Annotated in this window: 17 protein-coding genes and 2 riboswitches; of the genes, 6 read left to right on the forward strand and 11 right to left on the reverse strand. The window is 68.7% G+C overall.

From position 1 onward, the window contains the following. The first annotated feature begins 211 nt into the window (after positions 1–211). The gene (locus tag E7V67_015485; protein WUR11121.1) at positions 212–1,018 is read left to right on the forward strand and encodes a PilZ domain-containing protein; all 807 of its coding nucleotides are present in this window, start codon (positions 212–214) and stop codon (positions 1,016–1,018) included. Between the two features lie 122 nt (positions 1,019–1,140). On the opposite strand, the gene E7V67_015490 is transcribed toward E7V67_015485, so the two are convergent. After that, on the reverse strand, positions 1,141–2,538 hold the full coding sequence (locus E7V67_015490; protein ID WUR11122.1) for an ATP-binding protein: 1,398 nt from the start codon (positions 2,536–2,538) through the stop codon (positions 1,141–1,143). Continuing rightward, entirely contained in the window at positions 2,535–3,218 is a 684-nt protein-coding gene (locus E7V67_015495) for a response regulator (GenBank protein WUR11123.1), read from the reverse strand. The genes E7V67_015490 and E7V67_015495 overlap by 4 nt, the downstream gene beginning before the upstream one ends. 133 nt (positions 3,219–3,351) lie before the next feature. On the opposite strand from E7V67_015495, the gene E7V67_015500 reads away from it, so the two are divergent. Together E7V67_015500 and E7V67_015505 are read left to right on the forward strand one after the other, a co-directional pair. Then, positions 3,352–4,134: a MipA/OmpV family protein gene (locus tag E7V67_015500; GenBank protein ID WUR11124.1), complete on the forward strand. Its 783-nt coding sequence runs from the start codon at positions 3,352–3,354 to the stop codon at positions 4,132–4,134. A gap of 60 nt (positions 4,135–4,194) precedes the next feature. Continuing rightward, positions 4,195–5,796, forward strand: coding sequence for a sialidase family protein (locus E7V67_015505; GenBank protein ID WUR11125.1), 1,602 nt, complete (start codon positions 4,195–4,197; stop codon positions 5,794–5,796). 55 nt (positions 5,797–5,851) lie between these two features. Here E7V67_015505 and E7V67_015510 read toward each other — a convergent pair whose 3' ends face one another. From E7V67_015510 to E7V67_015545, 8 genes are all read right to left on the reverse strand, one after another. Then, positions 5,852–7,843: an oligopeptide transporter, OPT family gene (locus E7V67_015510; GenBank protein WUR11126.1), complete on the reverse strand. Its 1,992-nt coding sequence runs from the start codon at positions 7,841–7,843 to the stop codon at positions 5,852–5,854. Between the two features lie 246 nt (positions 7,844–8,089). Next, positions 8,090–8,626 (reverse strand): peptide deformylase, encoded by a 537-nt coding sequence (gene def, locus E7V67_015515; GenBank protein ID WUR11127.1) that lies wholly within the window; start codon positions 8,624–8,626, stop codon positions 8,090–8,092. Then, positions 8,623–9,513 (reverse strand): UTP--glucose-1-phosphate uridylyltransferase GalU, encoded by an 891-nt coding sequence (gene galU / locus E7V67_015520; protein WUR11128.1) that lies wholly within the window; start codon positions 9,511–9,513, stop codon positions 8,623–8,625. The genes def and galU overlap by 4 nt, the downstream gene beginning before the upstream one ends. Positions 9,514–9,534: 21 nt before the next feature. After that, positions 9,535–11,868 carry an NAD-dependent DNA ligase LigA gene (gene ligA, locus E7V67_015525; GenBank protein ID WUR11129.1) on the reverse strand — a complete coding sequence of 778 codons (2,334 nt, stop codon included), beginning with the start codon at positions 11,866–11,868 and terminating at the stop codon, positions 9,535–9,537. 10 nt (positions 11,869–11,878) lie between these two features. Next, complete coding sequence (locus tag E7V67_015530; protein WUR11130.1) at positions 11,879–13,147, reverse strand: cell division protein ZipA C-terminal FtsZ-binding domain-containing protein; 1,269 nt, start codon at positions 13,145–13,147, stop codon at positions 11,879–11,881. Next, the gene (gene smc, locus E7V67_015535; GenBank protein ID WUR11131.1) at positions 13,144–16,671 is read right to left on the reverse strand and encodes a chromosome segregation protein SMC; all 3,528 of its coding nucleotides are present in this window, start codon (positions 16,669–16,671) and stop codon (positions 13,144–13,146) included. Before smc ends, E7V67_015530 begins: the two co-directional genes overlap by 4 nt. Positions 16,672–16,769: 98 nt before the next feature. Beyond that, the gene (locus E7V67_015540) at positions 16,770–17,495 is read right to left on the reverse strand and encodes a phosphatase PAP2 family protein (GenBank protein ID WUR11132.1); all 726 of its coding nucleotides are present in this window, start codon (positions 17,493–17,495) and stop codon (positions 16,770–16,772) included. Positions 17,496–17,661: 166 nt separating this feature from the next. Then, positions 17,662–19,680 carry a DUF1631 family protein gene (locus tag E7V67_015545; GenBank protein WUR11133.1) on the reverse strand — a complete coding sequence of 673 codons (2,019 nt, stop codon included), beginning with the start codon at positions 19,678–19,680 and terminating at the stop codon, positions 17,662–17,664. A 370-nt stretch (positions 19,681–20,050) separates the two neighbouring features. Here E7V67_015545 and E7V67_015550 point away from each other — a divergent pair, with 370 nt between their 5' ends. Next, the gene (locus E7V67_015550; protein WUR11134.1) at positions 20,051–20,227 is read left to right on the forward strand and encodes a hypothetical protein; all 177 of its coding nucleotides are present in this window, start codon (positions 20,051–20,053) and stop codon (positions 20,225–20,227) included. Positions 20,228–20,309: 82 nt separating this feature from the next. Here E7V67_015550 and E7V67_015555 read toward each other — a convergent pair whose 3' ends face one another. Further along, on the reverse strand, positions 20,310–20,870 hold the full coding sequence (locus tag E7V67_015555) for an ATP-dependent Clp protease proteolytic subunit (protein ID WUR11135.1): 561 nt from the start codon (positions 20,868–20,870) through the stop codon (positions 20,310–20,312). Between the two features lie 189 nt (positions 20,871–21,059). Beyond that, positions 21,060–21,145: riboswitch (glycine riboswitch) on the forward strand. An 11-nt stretch (positions 21,146–21,156) separates the two neighbouring features. Continuing rightward, a riboswitch (glycine riboswitch) is annotated at positions 21,157–21,263 on the forward strand. A gap of 70 nt (positions 21,264–21,333) precedes the next feature. Here E7V67_015555 and gcvT point away from each other — a divergent pair. Together gcvT and gcvH are read left to right on the forward strand one after the other, a co-directional pair. Further along, the gene (gcvT, locus tag E7V67_015560) at positions 21,334–22,449 is read left to right on the forward strand and encodes a glycine cleavage system aminomethyltransferase GcvT (protein WUR11136.1); all 1,116 of its coding nucleotides are present in this window, start codon (positions 21,334–21,336) and stop codon (positions 22,447–22,449) included. A gap of 61 nt (positions 22,450–22,510) precedes the next feature. Further along, a complete protein-coding gene (gene gcvH / locus E7V67_015565; protein ID WUR11137.1) occupies positions 22,511–22,894 on the forward strand; it encodes a glycine cleavage system protein GcvH in 384 nt (127 codons plus the stop codon). Positions 22,895–22,955 lie beyond the last annotated feature (61 nt).

A 22,955-nucleotide genomic window follows, 5' to 3' on the forward strand; every position in this document is an offset into this window, starting at 1 on the left:
CCATAAAACAACAAAGTTGCTGCGGTTTAAAGCTTTACTGATATCCTTCTACGTGTAAATACGCATGAAAGCACCATCCAAACAACGGCGCGAGCGGGCCACGTGGCTCAATACGATGGCCGTCCGCACGTTCAGCGCGAAGCGCCGTCCAAAGTGGACCGCCGCGCAGGTATTCCGCGGTGCTTTCCGGCGCAACAGCCCAGGGGACGCAATGAGCAACCTATCCGTAGCCAGCCACCAGGCCGCCTTGCTAGACGCAACGGCGCCGTGCCAGCCGAATCCACACCGCAAAGGACCGCCGCGGCCGGCCGATGCGCTCGAACGCATCGCCATCACGGCGCCGTCGCACGAGATCACCGATATCGACCAGATCGGCGACTCGCTGCAGGTGCTGGCCGAACGGGGCGACGCCGTGTCGATCTACCCGGCCGGGGAAAGCACGCCGATCCTGGCGCGCATCCTGTGGGTGCATCCGGAACAGCCGCATTTCATGCTGGAGCTGAACGAGGGCGGCGTGCTGCCGATGGGCCGCTGCACCTTCGTGGCCATGCTGCAGTCGGCCCGCTTCCAGTTCGAGCTGTCGGCCGACTGGCAGGCCGAGCCCGGCCATCCGACCTATGTGCCGGCCGTGTTCCCCGAGCGTGCGCTGGTGCTGAACCGGCGCTCGACGATGCGGCTGGAAACGCCGCTGGCCAGCACGTTCAACGCCTCGTTCGTCCTGTTCGGCAATCCCTACGAATTGCAGTTGTACGACGTATCCGCCGGCGGCGTGGGCATGCGCTGCGCGCCGCGCGACGCCGCCGGCCTGCACATCGGCCGCAAGCTGCAGCGCGTGCGCCTGGAGCTGGGGCCCGACACCGTCGTCATCTGCGACCTGGAAATCCGCCTGGCGCGCCGTTTCCGCTCCTTCCTGCTGGGCGAACAGCTGCAGATCGGCTGCCAGTTCGTCAACCTGTCGCCGCAGATGCAGCAGGAAGTCGAGCGCGTGCTGGCGCGCATGAGCGCCAACCGCCGCTGAGCGCTCCCCCGGGGTCAGTCCCCATAGGGGACTGACCCCGAAGTTTGCCTCCCCTTGCGCGCAGTATGATCAACTTCGGGGTCAGTCCCTTGCAGGGACAGACCCCAAGGTACTCGTTCGGTCTAAGCCAGCGGCAAGGACACGGTAACCAGCAAGCCACCGTCTTCGGCATCCCCCAGCGCGATCGACCCGCCATGCTGCGCGACCACCGCATGGGCGATCGCCAGTCCCAGCCCGCTGCCGCTGTGCGCCTGGTCGGGCGCGCGGAAGAAGCGGTCGAACACGCGCTCGCGCCACGCCGCCGGGATGCCCGGTCCGGCGTCCGCCACCGTCAGCCGCGCCATGCCCTGCTCCGCCGTCAATCTTACCGCCACGGTGGCACCTGCGGGACTGTACTTGATCGCATTGTCGAGCAGATTGTCCAGCAGGGAGGTCAGCCCTTCGCGCCGGCCGCGGATGCGCACCGCCTGGGCCGCCGCCAGGTCCAGGTCCACGCCGCCGGCATCGGCCAGGCAGGACAGCGCCGCCATGCGCTCCTGCAGCAGTTCGTCCAGCTCCAGCGCCGCCATCTCGTCGCGCGTCGCGTCGCCGCCCGTCGCCTCGCTGCGCATCAGGTTCAGCAACTGGCCGACCAGCCGCGCCGCGCGCGCGCTGGCGCTGACAATCCCCGCCAGCAGCTGGCGCTGGCCCGGATCGTCGGCATGCGTCCGCAGCGCCTCGACGTTGATGCGCAGCGCGGCCAGCGGCGTGCGCAGCTCGTGCGCCGCATCGGCGATGAAGGCGCGCTCGCGCCGGCTCGCCTCGTCGACGCGGCGCATCAGCGCGTCGATGCTGTCGACCATCGCACGCAGCTCGCGGTGGCGCGGCCGGAACGTCAGCGGCGCCAGGTCCTGCGGCCCGCGCGAGGCCACTTCCTGTGCCACCTTGTTCCAGGGCCGCAGCGCCAGGCGGATCGACAGCCAGGCCGGCAGGATCAGGAACGGAATGCTGACGAGGATGGGCATCAGGTAGAAGCCGCGCGAATTGACCGTCAGTGCCACGTTCATCCAGTCGCCGGGGGCGATGAACATCATGCTGATCGTCCCGTCGGGCGACTGGCGCGTGCGCGCGCGCCAGCGCACGCCGTCCACCACGACCGCCTCGACCACGTCCAGCCGGGTATTGCGCACGCCGCGCGGCGCCGTCGGCGAGCGATAGATCTCCTGGCCCGCGCGGGTCAGCACGATGGCCGGCACGATGCGCGAATCTTCCGCCCCCGAATCCTCGCTGATCGCCCGGTCGATCGCGGCCAGCGCGACCGCGCGGCGCTCGGGCCGGTCGTCCATGTTCTGCGCGACCGTCAGCACGGCATCGAACACGCCGTTCTCCTTCAGCATCGAATGCTCGTTGACGCCTTCGAAGATGATCAGCGCGGCGCTGACCAGCCACAGCAGCGCCAGCAGCACCATCTGCGCCAGCAGCAGCCGGCGCGTCAGGCTGGGCTGCAGCAGTGCGCGCAGCCAGGCGAACACGCGCCTCATGACGCCTGGCCAGCTGATGGACCCACCTGGTCGATCACATAGCCGACGCCGCGCACGGTGCGCACGTAGCCGTCGCCGATCTTGCGGCGCAGGTTCGCCATGTGGACGTCCAGCGCATTGCTGGCGTTGGCCTGCGCGCCCGGCAGCGCCTGTTCTTCCAGATGGCGGCGCGTGACGACGCGGTCGGCCCGCATCATCAGCGTCTTCAACAGCACGAACTCGCTGGCGGTCAGCTCGACGGGACGGCCGCCGACGCTCACGCGCCGCGTCGCCACGTGCAGGCTGACGCCCCGCAGCTCCAGCGTGCCGCCGTCGAAGCCATAGCTGCGCCGGGCCAGCGCACGCACGCGCGACAGCAGTTCGGCCAGCTCGAACGGTTTCACCAGGTAGTCGTCGGCACCCGAATCCAGCCCGCGCAACCGGTCCGGCAAGGAGTCGCGCGCACTGAGGATCAGCACCGGCAGCTCGCTGCGCTCGCGCCGCAGCCGCGTCAGCAAGGTCAGGCCATCGCCGTCCGGCAGGCCCAGATCGAGCAGCACGAGGTCGCACTTGTCGCCTTCCAGCCAGGTGCCGGCGTCATTCAGGTGGCGTACCCACACCACGTCCAGGCCCTGGTCGGCCAGCGCGATGCGCACGCCGTTGCCCAGGTCCATATCGTCTTCGATCAGCAGGATTTTCATGGGCCGTATTAAACCACCGCCAGATGAACGGCGGGTGAAGATCGCCCGCTTCATGCAATCTTCATGTGCGGCTCAGATTGCGTTCATCGGGCCCGTCGATACTGCCCGCTCCACAACTGACCGGAATCACGCAATGAACAACAAATTTCGCCTGATCGCCCTCGCCGGCCTGCTCGCCGCGAGCGCCGCCCATGCCGACGACGATGTCAACGTGCTGACCCTGGCCGGCGGCATCGCCGGCGGACCGCGCTATTCGGGCGCGGACGAGCGGGTGATCGGCCCGGCCCTTGCCATCGACTACCAGATGGCCAACGGCTTCTACGCCAGCACCATGCGCGGCATCGGCTACGGCCGCCAGCTGGGGCCCTTCGACGTCGGCGCCGCGCTGGGCTACCGGGGCGAGCGCAGCGAACGCGATCGGGCCGGCCTGGGTGGCGCGCGCGGCAGCACGGCGCTGCACGGCATGGGCACGGTCAAGGGCAGCGCCACCGCCGTGCTGCATGCCGGCTATGCAGTGCTGGACGGGCTGGAGCTGACCATGGCGGCGGACCTGCCCATCAGCCATCGCGAAAACGGGCGCACGCTCGCCATCGGCGTGACCGGCACGCTGTTCGCGCAAGGCGCCGATCACGTGACGCTTGCGCTGGCGGCCAACCTGGCCGACAGCGCCTACGTGCGCACCTACTACGGCGTAACGGCGGCCCAGGCGACGCGCACCGGCTATACGCCGTTCACGCCGAAAGCTGGCTTGTACGAGATGGAACTTGGCATGACCTGGCAGCATCGCTTCAACGAACGGTGGTCGGTGACGACAATGGCGGGCCTGTCCGTGCTGACGCGCGACGCCGCCAGGAGTCCGCTGGCACGCAGGGATACGGCGCCCACCGGCGCGGTCTTCCTGGGATATCGCTTCTAAAAGAAGGCTGGGATAAAACTTTCCTGATTGCTACAATGATTACTTTTTATCATAAGCATCATGAACCTCCCATTCTTGCGTGGCGCCGCGCGCCTGCTGGCGTTGTCTGCCACCGCCGCCGTCACGGGCTGCACGACCATGGCCACCGACCCCGCCAAGACCGGACCGGTGGCCGGACAAGTGCCCGTCATCCTCAGCATCACCAGCAACACCGGCCAGGTGCGCGGCACCGACCTCATCCACCTCGCTCGCTTCGACACGCCGGGAGCGGCGACCGCCGCTGCCGGCTCGCAGAGCTACACATTGCGCCGCGTTGCCGCCGGCATCGGGCGCGACACCGCGGCCTTCGTGGGCAACCTGCCGCCGGGCGAATACGAGCTGACGCAATTTCTCGACCTTGGGACGCACAAGTCGCTGAGGCTGGGCGACAGCCAGCGCGCCGCGCTGGGCCGCTTTACCGTGGCCGGGTCCGCCGCCGTCGATCTGGGCCGCGTGATCATCACGCCGCTGAACGAAAAAGTGCTGGTCGGGCACAGCACCTCGCTGCCATCGAACCGCGCACTGCTGCCACGCCTGCCGGCCGACTATGCGCGCCTGTTCGCCGGCACCGCCGGCCAGGCCTGGAGCGTGGCACCCGAGGCCGCGCTGCCGGTCGAACGTTATGCACTGAACCGCCCCGTGGGCGCCGACTGCGTGACCGAACTGGCGGATGGCCGCGTGGTGGCGGCGAGCCGGCTGGGCGCGCTGCTCGTGCGCGCGACGGACGGGCGCTGGAGCGCACTGCGCGGACCATCGCTCGAATCGCTGCTGTGCGTCTCGCCCGTCGCGCTGCCCGACGCCGACCTGCTCGCCGTCGGCGAATACGGCACGCTGCTGCGGCATGCGCCGAACGGCGACAAGCTGATTCCCGTCGATACGGGCAACCTGCCGCCTGGCGACCTGGTACGCATCGAAGGCAGCGCCGGCGCCGGCTGGTACGTGGCCCATCGGGACGGCAGCGCGCTGACGATCTTCCGCTCCGACCGGCTCGAGGCGGGTGACTGGCAGGTAGTCGCACGCGAGAGTCTCGCCTTCAGCTTCTGGCATGGCGGTGTCGGCTTCTGGATGTGGCCGACCAAGGACGGTTTCGGCTACTCGACGTCGGCCGGCCCGCTGCGTTTCCTCGACTTCGCCACGCGCCAGTGGCGCGAGCGGGCCCTGCCCGACAACCGGCGCCTGATCGACATCCGGCACAGCCCCACCGGGCTGCTGAGCGTGCTGACGTCGCCCGGCGGCGGCATGGGCGGCATCTTCGCCAAGGTGCACACGTCCCTGGACGGCGGCGAGCACTGGACGGCCATCGAAAGTCCGTTCAAGGTCGTCATTTCGCCCGTCACCCAGCTGGCGAACGGCACGATGCTGATGTATGGCGGCGCCATGACGCAGGCCGAGCTGCAGTCCAGCACCGACAACGGCAAGACCTGGTCGCGCCTGGCCGACTACCAGCACGGGCAGGTCTTCCATGCCCTGAAATCCGGGCTGCTGGTGGATGCCGACCTGGGTCAGTTCGGCATCTTCGATCTGCGTTCCTCCGGCGACGGCGGACGGCATTGGAAGATCGAATACACGACGTTCGATCGCGCCTTCTACGAACAGCAGAAGGCCAGGGACGGCAAGAAGTAGGCGCGCCAGCGCCAGCAGGAATGGCCGGGGCGCACGCCCCGGCATTGACGGGCCGTCAGGCCTCGATGTCGCGCGCCGACTTGGCGGCCCAGCGGTACAGGGCGCCCAGCAGCACGCCGGCCGCGGCCAGCGAGACCAGCATGCCCACCGATTCCGGCAGGCCGACCCCGAAGTCCAGCGGTTCGCTCTTGCCGGAAGCGACGATCAGGCCGGCCAGCGCCACGTTGAACAGGCTCTCGCCGACGATGAAGCCGGACATCACCAGCACGCCCACACGCGACGCGGCTTCGCCGTAGCTCTTGCTGCGCATCGCCTTTTCAAAATAATAGCCGGTCACGGCACCCAGCACCACCGGTGCCGTGACGGCGGAAGGCAGGTAGACGGCCAGGCCGACACCCAGCGGCGGCAGGCTGTATTTGCCGTTGCTGGCCTTCTTCAGCACGAAGTCGAATGCCACCAGGCCCAGGCCGATCAGCGCGCCCCAGGCGATCAGGTGCCACGGCAGGTCGCCGCCGATGACGCCGCGCGCCAGCGTCGAGATCAGCGTGGCCTGCGGCGCGGCCAGCGGCTGGTCGGAGATCGCATGCTGGTTGGGGGCGCCGGCAAAGCCGTAGGCATGGTTCAGCAAGTCCAGCACCTGCGGCACCACGCACGAGCCGGCGAATACGCCGATGATCAGGGCCACCTGCTGCTTCCACGGCGTGGCGCCCACCAGCTGGCCGGTCTTCAGGTCCTGCAGGTTGTCGTTACCGATCACGGCCACGGCCAGGACCACCGTCGTGACGAACAGCGCGAAGGCGATCAGGGCCTGGCTGGTGTCCGGGCCCATCACCTGGCGGCCGACGACGCCCACCGACGTGGCGGCGCCCAGGATGGTGAGAATCGCGATGCCGGACACGGGCGAATTGGACGAACCGATCAGGCCCGCCATGTAGCCGCACACGGCCGCCGCCAGGATGCCGGCGACGAGGATATAGGCGATGCCGACGGCCACCAGCGGCGTCGAGATCGACGCCAGCGCGCCGCCTTCCAGGAAGGAAGCCAGCAGCCAGCCGGCTGGCACCAGCGCGATCAGCGTGACGAGGCCGACGATAAAGATCGGCATGTCGCGGTCCTCGCGCGGCACGGCCGCGCCGCCGTGCTTGGCCGCGCGCGCCGCTTCCAGCGCGGAAGTCAGGCCACCCAGCACCGGCTTGGCCAAGGTGGCCAGCGTGACGATGGCGGCCGCGCCGATCGTGCCGGCGCCCATCATGCGCACCTGCGTGCTCCACACGCCCAGCGCGTGGTCGGCGACGGAGGCGCCGGCGGCCATCGGCGTGGCTGCCGTCAGGATCGGCACCAGGATGCCCCAGGCGATCACGAGACCCGCCAGCATCGCGATACCGACGGTGATGCCCATCAGGTGGCCGGCGCCGATCAGCGCCAGCGAGGTCGAGGCGCCCAGGCCGGTGGCGCCGCTGCCGGCGCCGAAGCGGAAGTAATGGGCCACCTCGGCGGCGCCGACCTTGATGGCGGCCAGCAGCGCGAAGAACGCCGAAGCCAGCGTGCCCAGGATGACGGCCTTCAGGCCCGCCTTGCCTTCCTGCGCGCCGGCGCGCGAGGCGGTGCCGACCTTCAGCACCTCGGCGGCGGCGACGCCTTCCGGATACGGCAGGTTCGATTGCGACACCAGGGCGCGGCGCAGCGGCACCGTGTACATCACGCCCAGCACGCCGCCGATGGCGCAGGCGCCGAAGGTGGGCCAGAACGGGATGTTGGCCCACCAGCCGATCATCAGGAGGCCCGGCAGCACGAAGATGACGGAAGCCAGCGTGCCGGCGGCCGACGCGATCGTCTGCACGATATTGTTTTCCTGGATGGTGGCATCCTTGAAGGCCGACAGCAGCGCCATCGAGATGACGGCGGCGGGAATCGACGTGGCGAACGTCAGGCCCACCTTCAGCCCAAGGTAGACCTGGGCGGCGGTGAACACCAAGGTGATCAGGATGCCGAGGATGATGCCCCTTGCGGAGAATTCCAGTGGATTGGACGATGTGGATGGTTTCATCCCGTGTTGCTCCCGGTGGCCGGGATCAACTATCCCGGATTGTTATAAGGTGAATAAGCTGCCGGGATATTACGACAGATTCGTGATGGCGCCAATGTTCGCCCAGCTTCCCAGGCTTGGGGTCTGTCCCCAACGGGGACTGACCCCGGTTTTAATCGTGCGATGCCCGGCCTGCGCCGATAAAAACCGGGGTCAGTCCCGAAAAGACGGGACAGACCCCAAGCCCGATGCGCCGCGGGAATGCGCTCAATCGTCGTCGCGCGGATCGAGCTCCGGAAACATCACGCTGGTGAATCCGAACTTCGAAAAATCGCGGATGCGCATCGGGTACAGGATGCCGTGCAGGTGATCGACCTCGTGCTGCACCACGCGGGCATGGAAGTCGCTCGCGTCGCGCACGATGCGGTTGCCGTACTGGTCGAAGCCTTCATAGTGCAGCCGCACGTGGCGCGGCACGCTGCCGCGCAGGCCCGGCACCGACAGGCAGCCTTCGAACGCCTCCTCGACCGCACTGCCGATCGGGGTCAGCACCGGGTTGACCAGCACCGTTTCCGGCACCTGCGGCGCGTCCGGGTAGCGCACGTTCGACTTGAAGCCGAAAATGACGACCTGCAGGTTGACGCCGATCTGCGGGGCCGCCAGGCCGGCGCCGTTGGCCACGTGCATCGTGTCGAACAGGTCCGCCACCAGTGCATGCAGCTCGGGCGTGTCGAACGCGCGCACGGGTTCGGCCTGGCGCAGCAGGCGCGGATCGCCCATTTTCAGGATCTCGCGTACCGTCATTGCCCCGCTCCCGCCTGCACGTCCGCCACGAACTGGGCGAACTCGGGCCCCGTTTCCGGATGCTTCAGGCCCATCGCCACCGTCGCCTTCAGGTAGCCCAGCTTGGAGCCGCAGTCGTAGCGCTGGCCGTCGTAGCGGTAGGCCAGCACGCGCTCGTGCTTGAGCAGCGCGGCGATGCCGTCGGTCAGCTGGATTTCGCCGCCGGCGCCGGTGCCGACCTGCTCCAGGAACTCGAAGATGCGTGCCGACAGCACATAGCGGCCGACCACGGCCAGCGTGGACGGTGCCTGCTCCGGTGCCGGCTTCTCGACGATGCCGGTGACCAGCTCGAGGCGCTCGCGATACGGGCTGGCGCTGACGATGCCGTACTGCCGCGTGTGCGCCCGCGGTACCTCCTGCACGGCCAGCAGGCTGGCCCGCTCGAACTCGTACTGCTGCGTCATCTGCGCCAATACCGGTGGCGTGCCGGGCGGCGTGTCCATGAAGTCGTCCGCCAGCAGCACGGCGAACGGCTCGTTGCCGACGATGGGGCGGGCGCACAGCACCGCGTGACCCAGGCCCAGCGGGGCGGACTGGCGAATGTAGATGCAGTTGACGTGCTTCGGGATCACGTTGCGCACCAGTTCCAGCAAGGCTTGCTTGTTGGCCGCCTCCAGCTCCGCTTCCAGCTCGTAGGCCTTGTCGAAATGGTCCTCGATGGCGCGCTTGTTGCGCCCCGTGATGAACACCAGGTCCGTGATGCCGGCCGCCACCGCCTCCTCGACGGCATACTGGATCAGCGGCTTGTCGACGATCGGCAGCATCTCCTTCGGCTGCGCCTTGGTGGCGGGCAGGAAGCGGCTGCCCAGGCCCGCCACGGGGAATACGGCTTTCTTGATCGCGTTCATGCGCCCTTCCTTATCGTTGCCTTACTTGCCCAGCAGCGCCAGCAGGCCCGCCTCGTCCAGGATCGTCACGCCCAGCTCTTCCGCCTTGGCCAGCTTGCTGCCTGCCTCGGCGCCCGCCACCACGTACGACGTCTTCTTCGACACGGAACCCGACACCTTGCCGCCCGCCGCCTCGATCAGCGCGCCGGCCGCGTCGCGGCTCATGGTCGGCAAGGTGCCCGTCAGCACGAAGGTCTTGCCGCTCAGGTGACCTTCGGCTGCCGCCGTTTCCGGCAACTGGGCCAGCAGGTCGGCGCGCAGGCGGTCCAGCTGAAGCAGCGCCTCGCGCTGCGCCGGCACGGCCATCCATTCCTCCAGCGCGCCCGCCACCGTGGCCGGCAGGCCATACACATCGAACGTGCGGCGACTCGCCAGCGTTTCGAACGTGCCTGCCTGCTCGAGCAATTGGCGGGCGCGCGGCTCCGTCAGTTTCGGGATCGCCAGCGCCGCCAGCAGCTGGACCGGGTCCAGCTTCTCGCGCAGCTGCGCCTTCGGCGCGTGCTCGCCCTGCGGCGTCACGCCGGCCGCCAGCAGCGCGTCGATGGCCTGCTGGTTCTTCTCCTCGGCAAAGAAGTCGGCGATCGATTCGGCCACCGTGCCGCCGATGTCCGGCAGCACCCGCAGCAGCGCTGCCGGCGCCTGCCGCACCAGCTCGAAGCGGCCCAGCCAGTCGGCCAGCGTCTTGGCGGTCGACTCGCCCACGTGGCGAATGCCCAGCGCGAACAGCAGCCGCTCCAATGGCGGCCGCTTGCTGGACTCGATCGCCTGCAGCAGGTTGTCGGCCCACTTGGTCGCGACCTTGCCCTGCTTGACCGTTTCCGGCGTGGTGCCGTCGCGTTCGTCGGCCATGCGCTTCATCTGCAGCAGGTCGTCCAGGGTCAAGCTATAGAGGTCGGCCACGCCGTGCACCAGGTTGCATTCGACCAGGCTGTCGATGTAGCGGTCGCCCAGACCTTCGATGTCCATCATGCGCCGGCCGGCGAAGTGGCGGATCGCCTCCTTGCGCTGCGCCGCGCAGGTCAGGCCGCCGGAGCAGCGCGCCACCGCCTCGCCTTCCTCGCGCACCACGTGCGAACCGCACACCGGGCAGGTATTGGGCAACACGTACGGCGCCGGCTCGGGCGTCGGGCGCCGTTCCAGCACCACCGCCAGCACCTCCGGAATCACGTCGCCGGCGCGCCGCACGATCACGGTGTCGCCCACGCGCACGTCCTTGCGGCGCACCTCGTCCTCGTTGTGCAGCGTGGCATTGGTGACGGTCACGCCGCCGACGAACACCGGCACCAGCCGTGCCACCGGCGTGATCGCGCCGGTGCGGCCCACCTGCACCTCGATGGCCTGCACCGTCGTCAGCGCCTCCTCGGCCGGGAATTTATGGGCCAGTGCGAAGCGCGGCGCGCGCGAGACGAACCCCAGCGCGCGCTGGTCGGCCAGCCGATTGGTCTTGTAGACCACGCCGTCGATCTCGTACGGCATCGCCGGGCGGCCCTGGCCGATCCTGGCGTAGTAGTCCAGCAGGCCGTCCTTGCCGCGCACGACCGCGCGCTCCTTCGCCACCGGCAGGCCAAGCTTTTCGTACCAGTCCAGCAGGGCGCTGTGCGTTTGGGGCAGCTCCGCGCCCACCAGTTCGCCGATGCCGTAGGCGAAGAAGCGCAGCTTGCGCTCGGCGGTGATGCGCGAGTCGAGCTGGCGCAGCGCGCCGGCCGCCGCGTTGCGCGGATTGACGAATTCCTTCTGGCCGGCGGCGCGCTGGCGCTCGTTCATCGCGTTGAAATCGGCCTTGAACATCAGCACCTCGCCGCGCACCTCCAGCACCGCCGGCAAATCGTCGCCATGCAGGCGCAGCGGGATGGCGCGGATGGTGCGGATGTTGGCCGACACGTCCTCGCCCGTGTAGCCGTCGCCGCGCGTGGCGGCCTGCACGAACACGCCGTTCTCGTAGCGCAGGTTGATCGCCAGGCCGTCGAATTTCACTTCGGCCGCGTATTCCACTTCCATCGCGTCGAGCCCTTCGCGCACGCGGCGGTCGAAGTTCTCGATGTCCTCGTCCGTGAAGCCGTTGTTCAGCGACAGCATCGGCACCGCGTGCGTGACCGCTTCGAACTGCCCCAGCGGCGGCGCGCCCACGCGCATCGTCGGCGAATCGGGCGCCACCAGTTCCGGATGGGCCGCCTCGATCTGCTGCAGCTCGATGAACAGCTTGTCGTATTCGGCGTCCGGAATCGTCGGCGCGTCCAGCACGTGGTAGGCGTGCAGGTGGCGGTTCAGCTCCGCCGTCAGCCAGGCCGCGCGTTCGGCGGGGGTCTGCGTCGTCATCGCGCCTCCGTCAGTTGAACAGGCGCAGCGCGCGGGTCGAGCCGGCCGGAATGTCGGCCGCTTCCATGTCGGCATAGAAGTCGCGCACCTGGCCGGCGATCTCGGCCAGCGCCGCATCGGTCAGCGGCTGGTTGTAGTCGTCCACGATCACCGCGTCGAGGCGCTGCACCAGCGCCTTGGCGCAGGCGATCATGGCGCCGAAGCCGTCGCGGCTTGGCGCCACGCACGGCACGTCCAGCAGCAGGGTCAGGCGCGGCGTGGTTTCCTCGGCCGGCGAGACGTTGGTCGACAAGGTGAACAGCTGGCCGCCCTCGCCGTCCGGCATCACGAAGCGGCCGTCCGGACGCACGTCGAAGCCCTGCTTTTCCAGCGCGCCGATCAGGGTGGCGATGGCCCACGGCGCGCCGTTGGCGGCCAGGTTGACGCCCAGCTGGGCGTCGTGGCTGGCCACGAAACGGTGCAGGTTCTTCGCTTCGGCCATCACCTCGATCATGTCCGGCACATGCGGCTCGGCGCCGATCTCGTCGGCCATGCTGCGCAGGCGCGTGACCAGTTCCGAGTACTCCAGTTCGTTCAGCGCGGTGGTGCGGCTGGCCAGCTGCACGCCGCCCTGCAATTTGGTGTAGACGGTGCCGTGCTGGATCGGCTCCCAGTCGCCGCTGACGGCCAGGCCGATGTAGTGCACCGGCTTGCTGCCGACCAGGCGCAGCTTGTGCAGCGCGGGCAGCAGCTTCTCGCCGCGCATCGGTGCCGCCAACTCCAGCGGCAGCAGGCAGTCCACCAGCGGATCGACCAGCGCCGTGGCCAGCTCGGCGCGCGGTACGGCCGCGTCGGCGGCGCGCGGCGGCACCGGCATCGGCACGGGGGCGGGCTCGTCGGCCAGCTGCGGTTCCTGCCGCGGCGCCACCGGGGCCGCGGCCTGTTCCGTCACGGCCGGTGCGGTTGCGGCGGCCGGCGTTACCTCGTCGTCGACCGGCGCCAGGGTCGGGGCGACCGGCTCTTCGTGCGCCGGCACGGCATAGCCGCCGGAGCCGCCATCGACCATCGACACGTCGCCCAGCGTGAAACTGGGCTCGCTGCGCGCGGCCAGGTCGCCGTCGGCGCCGTAGACCGGGGCCGTGGGCTCCTCGCCCTTGCGCATCAGCACATCGTCGTGCTCGGACGCGAAGGCACGCTCGACGCTCTTCTTGGCCTTGTGCTCCTGCCACTTGTTGTAGACGAAAACGCCGGCGACGAACACGCCGGCCGCTGCGATCAAACTGGTCTGGAAATCTGTCATGCTGCTTGTGCCTCGGAAGCGAAGTTGATGGCGGCTTCCATATCCACCGCCACGATGCGCGATACGCCCTGCTCCTGCATCGTCACACCGATCAATTGAGTGGCCATCTCCATCGCGATCTTGTTGTGCGAGATGAAGAGGAATTGGGTCTGGTCGGACATGCGTTTCACCATGCGGCAGAAACGCTCCGTGTTGGCGTCGTCCAGCGGTGCGTCGACTTCGTCGAGCAGGCAGAACGGCGCCGGGTTCAGGCGGAACATCGAGAACACGAGCGCCGTCGCCGTCAGCGCCTTTTCGCCGCCGGACAACAGGTGGATCGTCGCGTTCTTCTTGCCGGGCGGCTGGGCCATCACCTGCACGCCCGCATTCAGGATCTCGTCGCCCGTCATGATCAACTTGGCCTGGCCGCCGCCGAAGAGGATCGGGAACAGCTCGGAGAAGTGGCCGTTGACCTTGTCGAAGGTTTCCTGCAGCAGGTCGCGGGTTTCCTTGTCGATGCGGGCGATCGCATCCTCCAGCGTGGTGATCGCCTCCACCAGGTCGGCGTTCTGCGAGTCGAGGAAGTTCTTGCGTTCGGAAGCCGTCGCCAGCTCGTCCAGCGCGGCCAGGTTGACGGCGCCCAGCGCCGCGATCGCATTGGTCAGCCGCGTCACCTCGCCTTGCAGGTACTGCGCCTTCATGTCCGGATGCAGTTTCGACGCCAGCGTAGCCTCGTCGGCCTGGGCCTCGGCCAGCTGCTGGGCGAACTGCTCCTGGTTCAGGCGCGCGGCCTGTTCCTTCAGCTGCAGTTCCATGATGCGGTCGCGCTGCGGTTGCAGGCTGCGTTCGTTCTGGCTGCGCGCATCCTCGGCATGGCGCAGCTGCTGCGTGATCTGGTCCAGCTCATGGCGCGCGTCCGCCAGCGCGCGCTCCTGCTGCGAGCGACGGTCCAGCAGCTCCTGCAGGCCTTCGTTGCCGCTGCCCGCTTCCAGGCCCGCCAATTCCAGCCGCCCCGCTTCCAGGCTTTGCGTCACCTGCGCCGCCTGGGTGGTGGCGGTGGCGATATTGCGGCGCAGTTCGTCGATGCGGGTGCGCGCCGCCTTCTCCGCGAATCGCGCTTCCTGGGCGCGCCGCTCCAGCTCGCGCAGCGCCTCGCGCGCGTCCGCCAGGCGCTGCTCCTTCAGCAGGAAGGCGCCCTGGCCTTCCTCGTGCTCGCCCTGCAGGTTGGCCAGTTCCATGTCGAGCTGCTCGAACTTTTCCTCGGACTCCAGCTTGACCTGCATCTGCTCCGCTTCCTGCGCGGCGATCTCCGCCAGGTCGGCGTCGATCTGCGTGCTGCGCTGGTTGAAGCGGGCCTCGACCTCGGACAGCTTCACCACCTCCAGCTGCAGCGCATGCACGCTGGACGTGAGCGCCTGGATCTTCTGGCGCAGCTCGGCCACGTGGCGCGCGTGGCTCGTCACGGCCGCCTCGGCGCGCACGGCGCGGGCACGGGCTTCCTCGGCCAGCATCGTCTGGGCCTTGAGCTGCTTGCCGATATTGTCGATCTCGTGCTGCCGCCCCAGCATGCCTTCCTGCTCGGAGTCGGCGGCGTGGAAGCGCACGCTGGACGGCCCTACCAGGTGGCCCTGGCGCGTGACGAAGCTGGCGCCCGGCGGCAGCTTGGCGCGCTCGGCGAACGCCTGGGCCGCGTCTTCGGCGATGAAGACGTGGTGCAGCCAGTCGGCCAGCACGCCGCGCAGGCCGGGATCGTTCAGTTTCAACAGGTCGAGGAATGGCCGCAGGCCCGCCACCGCGGCATCGGGCGCGGGAGCGCTGGTGACGGGCGCGAACAGCGCCAGCTTGGCCGGCGGCGCGTCCGCGAAAAAGGCCTTGGCCCACTCCAGGTTCGATACCTGCAGGGCGGAGGCGCGCTCGCGCAGCACGGCTTCCAGCGCCGTCTCCCAGCCCTCCTCGATCTGCAGCTTCTGCCACAGGCGCGGCAGCGCATCGAGTTCGTGCTTTTGCAGCCACGGCGTGACCTTGCCCTGCGTTTGCACGCGTTCCTGCAACTGGCGCAGCGCGTTCAGGCGCGCTTCCAGCTGGGCGTTGGCACTGGTCTCGCGCTGCACGGCGGCCTGCGCCTCGCGCCGCTCTTCTTCCACGCGCGGCTGCTGCGCCAGCGCCTCCTCCAGCCCCATGCGCTGTTCTTCCAGCACCTGCTGCTTTTCCTCCAGCTGCCAGCGCAGGTTGTCCAGGTGCGCCGAATCCGGCGGCGCCAGGCCGTTCTTCTCCTGCTGCAGGCGCTCGCGCCGCGTCGCCAGGCTTGCCAGGATGTTGGAGGCGTTGCGCTGGTGCGCCGATTCCAGCTCCAGCTGCTGCTGCGCCGCCATGATGCGGGCACGCGACTCGGTGCTGCGCTCCTGCGCCGCGCGCCATTCCGCTTCCAGCACGGGCAGCAGCTCGGCCTTCTGCTCGGCCAGCATGGCCGACTCCTCGACCTTGGCGGACAGCTCTTCCAGCTCGAACTCCGCCTCCGCCAGCTGGCCGCCGTGTTCCTCGGCCTGGCGCTGCCACTGGTCGCGCTGGGCGGTCAAGGTGGCGATCTGCTGCTGCAGGCGCGTGCGCGATTCGACGACGAACTTGATCTGCGCCTCCAGGCTGCCGATTTCCGCGTTGGTCTGGTACAGCGCGCCCTGCGCCGTGTGCAGCCGGTCGCCCACGGCGAAGTGGGCCTGGCGCATCTGCTCCAGCGACAGATCGACGCCGCGCAGCTTCGCGGTCTGTTCCTCCAGGTCGTTCTGGGCCTGCTCCATCTCGCGGAAGTAGCGCACCTGCTCGGCCTGGGCTTCGTTCTTGCGCAGCAGCCAGAGCAGCTTCTGCTTCTCGTCCTGGTCGGCCTGCAGCTGGTGGAACTTCATGGCGACGGCGGCCTGGCCTTCCAGCCGTTCCAGGTTGTTGTTCAGCTCACGCAGGATATCCTCGACGCGCAGCAGGTTCTCGCGCGTGTCCTGCAGGCGGTTTTCCGTCTCGCGCCGGCGTTCCTTGTATTTCGAGACGCCGGCCGCCTCCTCGAGGAAGACGCGCAGTTCTTCCGGGCGCGATTCGATGATGCGGGCGATCATGCCCTGGCCGATGATGGCGTAGGCGCGCGGGCCCAGGCCGGTGCCCAGGAAGATGTCCTGGATGTCGCGCCGGCGCACGCTCTGGCCGTTGATGTAGTAGGTCGAGGTGCCGTCGCGCGTCAGGGTGCGCTTGACGGCGATCTCCGCGTACTGGCCCCATTGGCCGGCGGCCTTGCCCTCGTGGTTGTCGAATACCAGTTCGACCGAGGCGCGGCCGGCCGGCTTGCGATGCGTGGAGCCGTTGAAGATAACGTCCTGCATCGACTCGCCGCGCAGCTCCGAGGCCTTGGATTCGCCCAGCACCCAGCGCACGGCGTCGATGATGTTCGACTTGCCGCAGCCGTTGGGCCCGACCACTCCGACCAGCTGGCCCGGCACCTGGAAATTGGTGGGATCGACAAACGACTTAAATCCCGACAATTTGATGGATGATAGGCGCACGTTGGAATCGGTTCTTCGCCTTGACTGGCACGATTGGAAAGGTGGTTATCATACCATCCCCGCGCCGGCAATCTGGACAAATTCGCACGCCTGGCGGATCAGATCGCCATCCGTACCGTGGCCCCGGGCAGGCGCCGCACCGCCGGATCGGTCTCGCCGCCGTGCGCTGGCGGGTGTTCGCGCGGCGCGCGCTGCCGGTAGTGCTCGCGGCCCGGACCAAGGCGCCAGGCCCGCTCGACGGCCGACTCGCGCCCGGCCAGCGCCACCGCCAGCTTCTTCAGCATGCCTTCGGTATACACCGGTTCCGTCGTCGGCACCACCAGCAGCGGCGGAATGCACAGCGCGAGCAGCACGCGCCCCACGACGGTGGGATGCTCGCTGCGGGCCTGCCAGATGAACCCGGCCGCCACGGCAAAGCCCACGATGCCACCCAGCACGACTTCCGACCACGAGTGGGCCAGCACGGGCACGCGCGAAATGCTGACCAGCAGGGCCAGCACGATGCCGGCCGCCAGCGCGAGCCGCCGCGCCGGCGAGCCAAGACGCCGGAACGCCAGGTAGAACACGACGGGGAAGACGGCGCAGGCGCGCATCGCGTGACCCGACAGGCCAGCGAACTTGATCTCGGGAATACCGATGCCCCAGCCCATGTAGGCGAGCTTGGTGACGACGACCAGCGCCATGCCGGCGCCGTACAGCAGGCACCATGCCAGCGACAGCCGCCATGAGCGGCCCGCCACCAGCCAGACGGCGATCGCCACGCCCAGCGGCCCCGTCACCTCGATCCCGCCCAATCCCGACAGGGCGCTCCACCAACTTGTCATCCGTCTTGCCTTTCGTTTCGCATTCCAGTGTACGACGCCGCGCGGGCGCGGCAGGCGCCACGTCGACGGCGCCGCCAGAATACCGGTAGTTTATTAAGTGTCGATTAAATTATTCGAAGTCGGCCCATTACGCAGCCAACTCCACCTATCCAGCTGGCAATGCCTGTCATGCGGCGCACTCGCCGGCGTCGTTCGCCGCCAGCTCGCGCACGGCACGGCCGAGCGCTCGCGCCACCAGCGGTTCGGCCGCCAGCACGGCGGCGCTGCCGTCGCGCAGGTGCCGCGCCAGCTCGTCGGCCGCCAGCGAGAACGCTTCCTCGCGCGCGCCGTTGGAAAAGATGTACAGCGTGCGCAGCGGACTGATCCAGGCCAGCTTGACGCGCCGCCGCCCCTCCGCGCGCGCGAATTCGAGCCAGGCGCCGCGCGCCAGGGCCGCCACCGCCTGCGCCGCGGCGTCGGCCGGGGCCTCGGGGATGGCCGGCTCCTGGCGCCGCTGCGCCGCCAGCCGGGTCGCCTCCAGCGCCAGCGTGGCCTTGCGCGCCGGCGTCAGGTCGAGCGGCGCGCGCACCAGCGAGGCGTGGCACTCGGCCAGCTCGGCAAAGAAGCGCAGACGCTCGGCGTCCTGCCAGCGGATCACGTCGAGCCAGCGATTCAGCACGGCCAGCAACGCCGGCAGCCGGCCGATCAGGCGGCGCCGCTCGTCCGCGTCCTGCTTCGGCTGCACGCTCCACAACAGCTCGTCCATCGCCCGGGTGGCGTCGCGCACGGCACCCGGCTTGCGTTCCTCGACCGTATGCGCCAGCGTCAGCACGTCGGTCCAGCGGGTCTGCAGGAAACCGGCGACGACGGCATTGGCACCCGCCTCGCCCGCCGCCAGCCGTTGCGCCACGGCCGCGCGCGCGGCCTGGCCCGCCTCGGCGCGACGCTCCTGCCGCAACGCGGCGGCCACGGGACCGGCCAGGGCCGCCTCGGTGGCCGCGTCGTCGGCACGCAGCGAGGCCTCCAGTTGCGCCACCGCCTGCGCGCAGGCCTGGTCGCTGGCGGCGCCGCCAGCGGCCGCCGTGGCGACACTGCGGCGCATCGCCAGCAGCAATGGGTCCTGCGGATCGGCGCTGGCGCGCTGGGCGCGCTCCCAGCCCATGCGCGACAGCAGGTCGAGCAGGCGCCGGGCCGGGTGCTCCGCTTCGAAGAAGAAGCCGTGGTCGGCCAGCGCGGCCTGCAGCACCGGCAGCTGCACCAGGTGGATCAGGTCGCGGATGTCCGCCGCGATGTCGCCGTCCGCCGCCACCGTGTCGAACACGGCGCCCAGCAGGTCGATCGTCGTCTCGTCCGCGCGCGACAGGCTGCCGGCCGGCGCCTGGGCCTTCAGGGCCTGCAGGCGCGCGCTGCCGGCAGCACGCGGCAAACCGGCCAGCCAGGCCTGCAGCGGACGCGTGACGGCAGTGCCACCGGCGTGCCCGGCTGCCGGCGCGAACAGGCGCCGCAGCACGTGGGCCACCTGCGCGTCCCCGCTGGAGCGGGCTGCGCTGTCGGCCCGCGCCGGCACCGTCACGCCGGCGCGTTCCAATATTAGGTTCAGCGCATCCAGGATCGGCGCCAGGTCGAAGAACCGGCCAGGACGCAGCAGCGGCAACAGCAGCGGCGCGGCGGCGGCATCGGGCTGGAACCCGGCCCAGGCCTGCTGCAGCGCGCTGACGAACACCTCGGGACGGAACGGGTTCTGCCGCGCCCGCAGCACCGGGCGCTCCAGCAGCACGGCCAGGCGCGCGTCCAGCGCCGCCAGCGCATCCGCGTGGGCGGCATCGAACGGCCGGGCCACGGCCGCCAGCGTCACCTGCTGCTCCATCTCGTCGTAGGGCACCAGCGCCAGCTCCGCCGTGACGGCCACCGGCGCCGGCGCGAGCTGCGCGATGGCGCGGCGCAGCTCGCGCTCCAGCGCGGCGCTGGCCAGGTGCAGGAATGCGAAGTGATGCTCGCGCAGCAGGTTGCCGGCGCGCAGGCGCGCCTGCACGGCGCCCTCGGCCAGCGCCGAGCCATCGAGCAGCGCGGCCGCCAGGCCGGTCGCCAGCGCGCGCATCTGATCGCCCGCGATGCCGACGGCGCTGGCGATCAGCTCTTCCAGCAACGCATGCCGCGGCGACACGGCGGGCGGCGTGGGAGCGGTTGAATTGGCGGCAGCTTGCATGGGTTCCGGGCCAGTGAGGTAATGCGGCATGCGCACGCCGCTAGCCGCCATTCTGGCATAACATTGCCTCGGGGCAATAGGAAAACTTGCTGTCGGCGCCGTTTTTTACCACGCCCGCCACTGCCGCGGGCTGGCGCGGCGGCACCTCCGGCACGGCTCGCATAACGAAGGAAGCCCGCCGTATAAGGCGGCAAGAGGTCTTGTCCTACATGTCAGGACGGTAAACTCCGATACTCCGGACCTGAGCAAAAACGCATGATTCCATGACCGGAAACGCATCCGCGCCACGGGCCGCCCACCTGGCGACCCGTGCCGGATCACCGATGCGCCTTCGGTAGTCGACTCTCTCCATCACTGAAAGGAAAGCAAAATGGCATCGAATCAGAAAAGCGGTGGCAGCAAGCAAGGCTCTTCCAGCAGCGGCAGCAAGCAGTCGGGTAACCAGGGCTCGCGCTCCGGCGGCACCCAGGGCGGCACGCACGAGCAGCACGTGGAAGCCGGCCGTCAAAGCCACAAGAACGACAGCAAAAAGTCTAAAGGCAAGTAATCGCGGGGCTGCGGCCCCGTTGCGCGAGCCTGGCCAGGGTCACCTGCCAGGCTCGTTTGCCATCCGGGCATGCGGACGGGTTTCAGATATTGGTGACGCGCTTGCCCTTCGGCGGCTTGAAGTCGCGCACGTCGTTGACCAGGTTCACCTTGGCGGCATCGCGCGCGGTCAGGTGCAGGTCGGAGTAGGCGTGCACGGCCCAGTGCTCGTCCGACAGGTTGACGTGCTTGCGCAGGATCGATTCCGTGCGCGCGTCGTCCGCCTGCAGGCCCTCGACGATGATGCGCAGCGCATCGGGCCGGGCACCGGACGGCGCGCTGGCGTGCGACTTGTGCACCATGAAGCGTGCCGTCTCGCTGGCATAGCGTTCCTCGCCCGCCAGGAACAGGATCACGGCGATCGACGCCACGGCGCCGGCGTTGTAGGTGACGATCTTGATCGGCAGGCTGCTCAGGTAGTTGTGCAGGCACAGGCCGTCGCTGACGTAGCCGCCGTTGGACTGGATCAGGATGTGCGCCGTCTCGACGCCATCCTCGGTCATGTCGGCCACGGCATCGAACACGCGGTGCACCATGTCGCTGTTGACGTCGCCCGACAACGTGTACCAGGCCGCCCCATCCAGTTTTTGCTTGTCTTCGCTCATAGTTGTTATACCTCTCCAAATGGTCGCTGTCATTCTAGCGCAGGCGGTTTTTTCAGGACGCACGACCGGCAACCAGCCCCGGTCCGGGCACCGCCGTGGCCCGGCAGTGCCGATGGCGCGCCGGCCGGGGCGACCCGGTGTGGCTTTTCCTTCCACATTGACACCCCCTGCCAACTGACATATAGTCCCGATCCTCGACCGGGAGAGCGCAGCTTCGCTGCCGCCGAAGGGGCACTACCCGCAAACTCTCAGGCACCAAGGACCGGTCAGGGGCCGCCAGCATGGCGGCCGAAACTCTGGAGAGCGGCGATCATGGATCGCCCACCGAAGGGGCGTGCGGCGCCGGTATCACCGGCCCGCTATCTCTCAGGTACCGAGGACAGAGGGGTGACGAACAACTGGACAGGCGCTGTCGGCCTGTCCCTGCTTGTGCTGTTAACCCTACAACCGGTCCGAGGAAGTCATGACGTTGAAATCCACCCCACTCAACAACGCCCACCGCGCCCTGGGCGCCCGCATGGTCGATTTCGGCGGCTGGGACATGCCGGTCAACTACGGCTCGCAGATCGAAGAGCACCATGCCGTGCGCACCGACGTGGGCATGTTCGACGTAGCGCACATGTGCGTGGTCGATATCAAGGGCAGCGACGTGCGCGCTTTCCTGCGCCGCCTGCTGGCCAACAACGTCGACAAGCTGCAGGTGTCCGGCAAGGCCCTGTATTCCTGCATGCTCAACCCTGACGGCGGCGTCATCGACGACCTGATCGTCTACTTCATCAATGAAGACTGGTTCCGCCTGGTCGTCAACGCCGGCACGGCCGACAAGGACGTGGCCTGGATGAATGCCCAGAACCAAGCCTGGGGCACCAAGCTCACCATCACGCAGCGCCGCGACGGCGCCGATGCCATGGCCCTGATCGCCGTGCAGGGCCCGAACGCCCGCGCCAAGGTATGGGAAGTGATCCCGCAGGCGAAGGATGCCACTGCCGAGATGAAGCCCTTCAACGTGGCCCTGGTGCCCGGCACCGCGTTCGGCGAGGCGATGATCGCCCGCACCGGCTATACCGGCGAAGACGGTTTTGAAATCGGCGTCGCGGCCACCCAGGCCGAGGCCCTCTGGAACGCGCTCGCCGCGGCCGGCGTCAAGCCGGCCGGGCTGGGCGCACGCGACACGCTGCGCCTGGAAGCGGGCATGAACCTGTACGGCCAGGACATGGACGAATCGGTCAACCCGCTGGACGCCGGGCTGGCCTGGACCATCGACCTGGTCAGCGAGCGCGACTTCATCGGCAAGGCGGCCCTGCAGGCCAAGGGCCAGAACGCCCAGTTCGTCGGCCTGATCCTGCGCGAGAAAGGCGGCGTGCTGCGCGCCCACCAGAAAGTCATCGCCGCCAGCGGCGAAGGCGAGATCACGTCCGGCACGTTCAGCCCGACGATGCAGCAGGCCATCGCGCTGGCGCGCGTCCCGACCGGTGTGCAGGTCGGCGACACGGTGCACGTCGAGATCCGCGACAAGAAGCTGGCCGCGACAGTCGTGAAGCTGCCGTTCGTCCGCAACGGTAAAATCCTGGCTGCGTAAGCGCCGGTCACGGCGCCTGCGCGGGCCAGAACCCAACAACAACACCCCTTTTGGAGCACACATGAGCAATATTCCTGCAGAGCTGAAGTACACCGAGTCCCACGAATGGGTACGCCTGGAGTCCGACGGCACCGTCACGGTCGGCATCACCGAGTTCGCGCAGGATGCGCTGGGCGACATCGTGTTCGTCGAACTGCCGAAGGTCGGCACCAGCTTCACCGCCGGCGACGACGCCGCCGTGGTGGAATCCGTGAAAGCCGCCTCCGACATCTACTCGCCGCTGTCCGGCGAGATCACCGAAGTCAACGAAGCCGTGGCCGGCGCCCCGGAATCGATCAACGCCAACGCGTACGACGCCTGGCTGTTCAAGCTGAAGCCGGCCGACGTGTCGCAGCTGGACGGCCTGCTGGACGCCGCCGCTTACGGCAAGACCACCGCAGCTTAAAACCCGCAGTACCAAGGGCCGGCGCCAGTGCCGGCCTTTCTTCTTTGGCCCAAGAGATCTT

Source organism: [Empedobacter] haloabium, assembly GCA_008011715.2.
Taxonomy (GTDB): domain Bacteria; phylum Pseudomonadota; class Gammaproteobacteria; order Burkholderiales; family Burkholderiaceae_D; genus Rugamonas; species Rugamonas haloabia.

Excerpts from the sequence above, each read along its gene's own strand:
- E7V67_015550 (WUR11134.1), top strand. The coding sequence starts at position 20,051 with ATGGCATCGAATCAGAAAAGCGGTGGCAGCAAGCAAGGCTCTTCCAGC.
- E7V67_015555 (WUR11135.1), bottom strand. The coding sequence starts at position 20,870 with ATGAGCGAAGACAAGCAAAAACTGGATGGGGCGGCCTGGTACACGTTG.
- galU (WUR11128.1), bottom strand. The coding sequence starts at position 9,513 with ATGAACGCGATCAAGAAAGCCGTATTCCCCGTGGCGGGCCTGGGCAGC.
- gcvH (WUR11137.1), top strand. The coding sequence starts at position 22,511 with ATGAGCAATATTCCTGCAGAGCTGAAGTACACCGAGTCCCACGAATGG.
- E7V67_015540 (WUR11132.1), bottom strand. The coding sequence starts at position 17,495 with ATGACAAGTTGGTGGAGCGCCCTGTCGGGATTGGGCGGGATCGAGGTG.
- def (WUR11127.1), bottom strand. The coding sequence starts at position 8,626 with ATGACGGTACGCGAGATCCTGAAAATGGGCGATCCGCGCCTGCTGCGC.
- gcvT (WUR11136.1), top strand. The coding sequence starts at position 21,334 with ATGACGTTGAAATCCACCCCACTCAACAACGCCCACCGCGCCCTGGGC.
- E7V67_015490 (WUR11122.1), bottom strand. The coding sequence starts at position 2,538 with ATGAGGCGCGTGTTCGCCTGGCTGCGCGCACTGCTGCAGCCCAGCCTG.
- E7V67_015500 (WUR11124.1), top strand. The coding sequence starts at position 3,352 with ATGAACAACAAATTTCGCCTGATCGCCCTCGCCGGCCTGCTCGCCGCG.
- E7V67_015545 (WUR11133.1), bottom strand. The coding sequence starts at position 19,680 with ATGCAAGCTGCCGCCAATTCAACCGCTCCCACGCCGCCCGCCGTGTCG.
- E7V67_015485 (WUR11121.1), top strand. The coding sequence starts at position 212 with ATGAGCAACCTATCCGTAGCCAGCCACCAGGCCGCCTTGCTAGACGCA.
- E7V67_015530 (WUR11130.1), bottom strand. The coding sequence starts at position 13,147 with ATGACAGATTTCCAGACCAGTTTGATCGCAGCGGCCGGCGTGTTCGTC.
- E7V67_015505 (WUR11125.1), top strand. The coding sequence starts at position 4,195 with ATGAACCTCCCATTCTTGCGTGGCGCCGCGCGCCTGCTGGCGTTGTCT.
- E7V67_015495 (WUR11123.1), bottom strand. The coding sequence starts at position 3,218 with ATGAAAATCCTGCTGATCGAAGACGATATGGACCTGGGCAACGGCGTG.
- E7V67_015510 (WUR11126.1), bottom strand. The coding sequence starts at position 7,843 with ATGAAACCATCCACATCGTCCAATCCACTGGAATTCTCCGCAAGGGGC.
- ligA (WUR11129.1), bottom strand. The coding sequence starts at position 11,868 with ATGACGACGCAGACCCCCGCCGAACGCGCGGCCTGGCTGACGGCGGAG.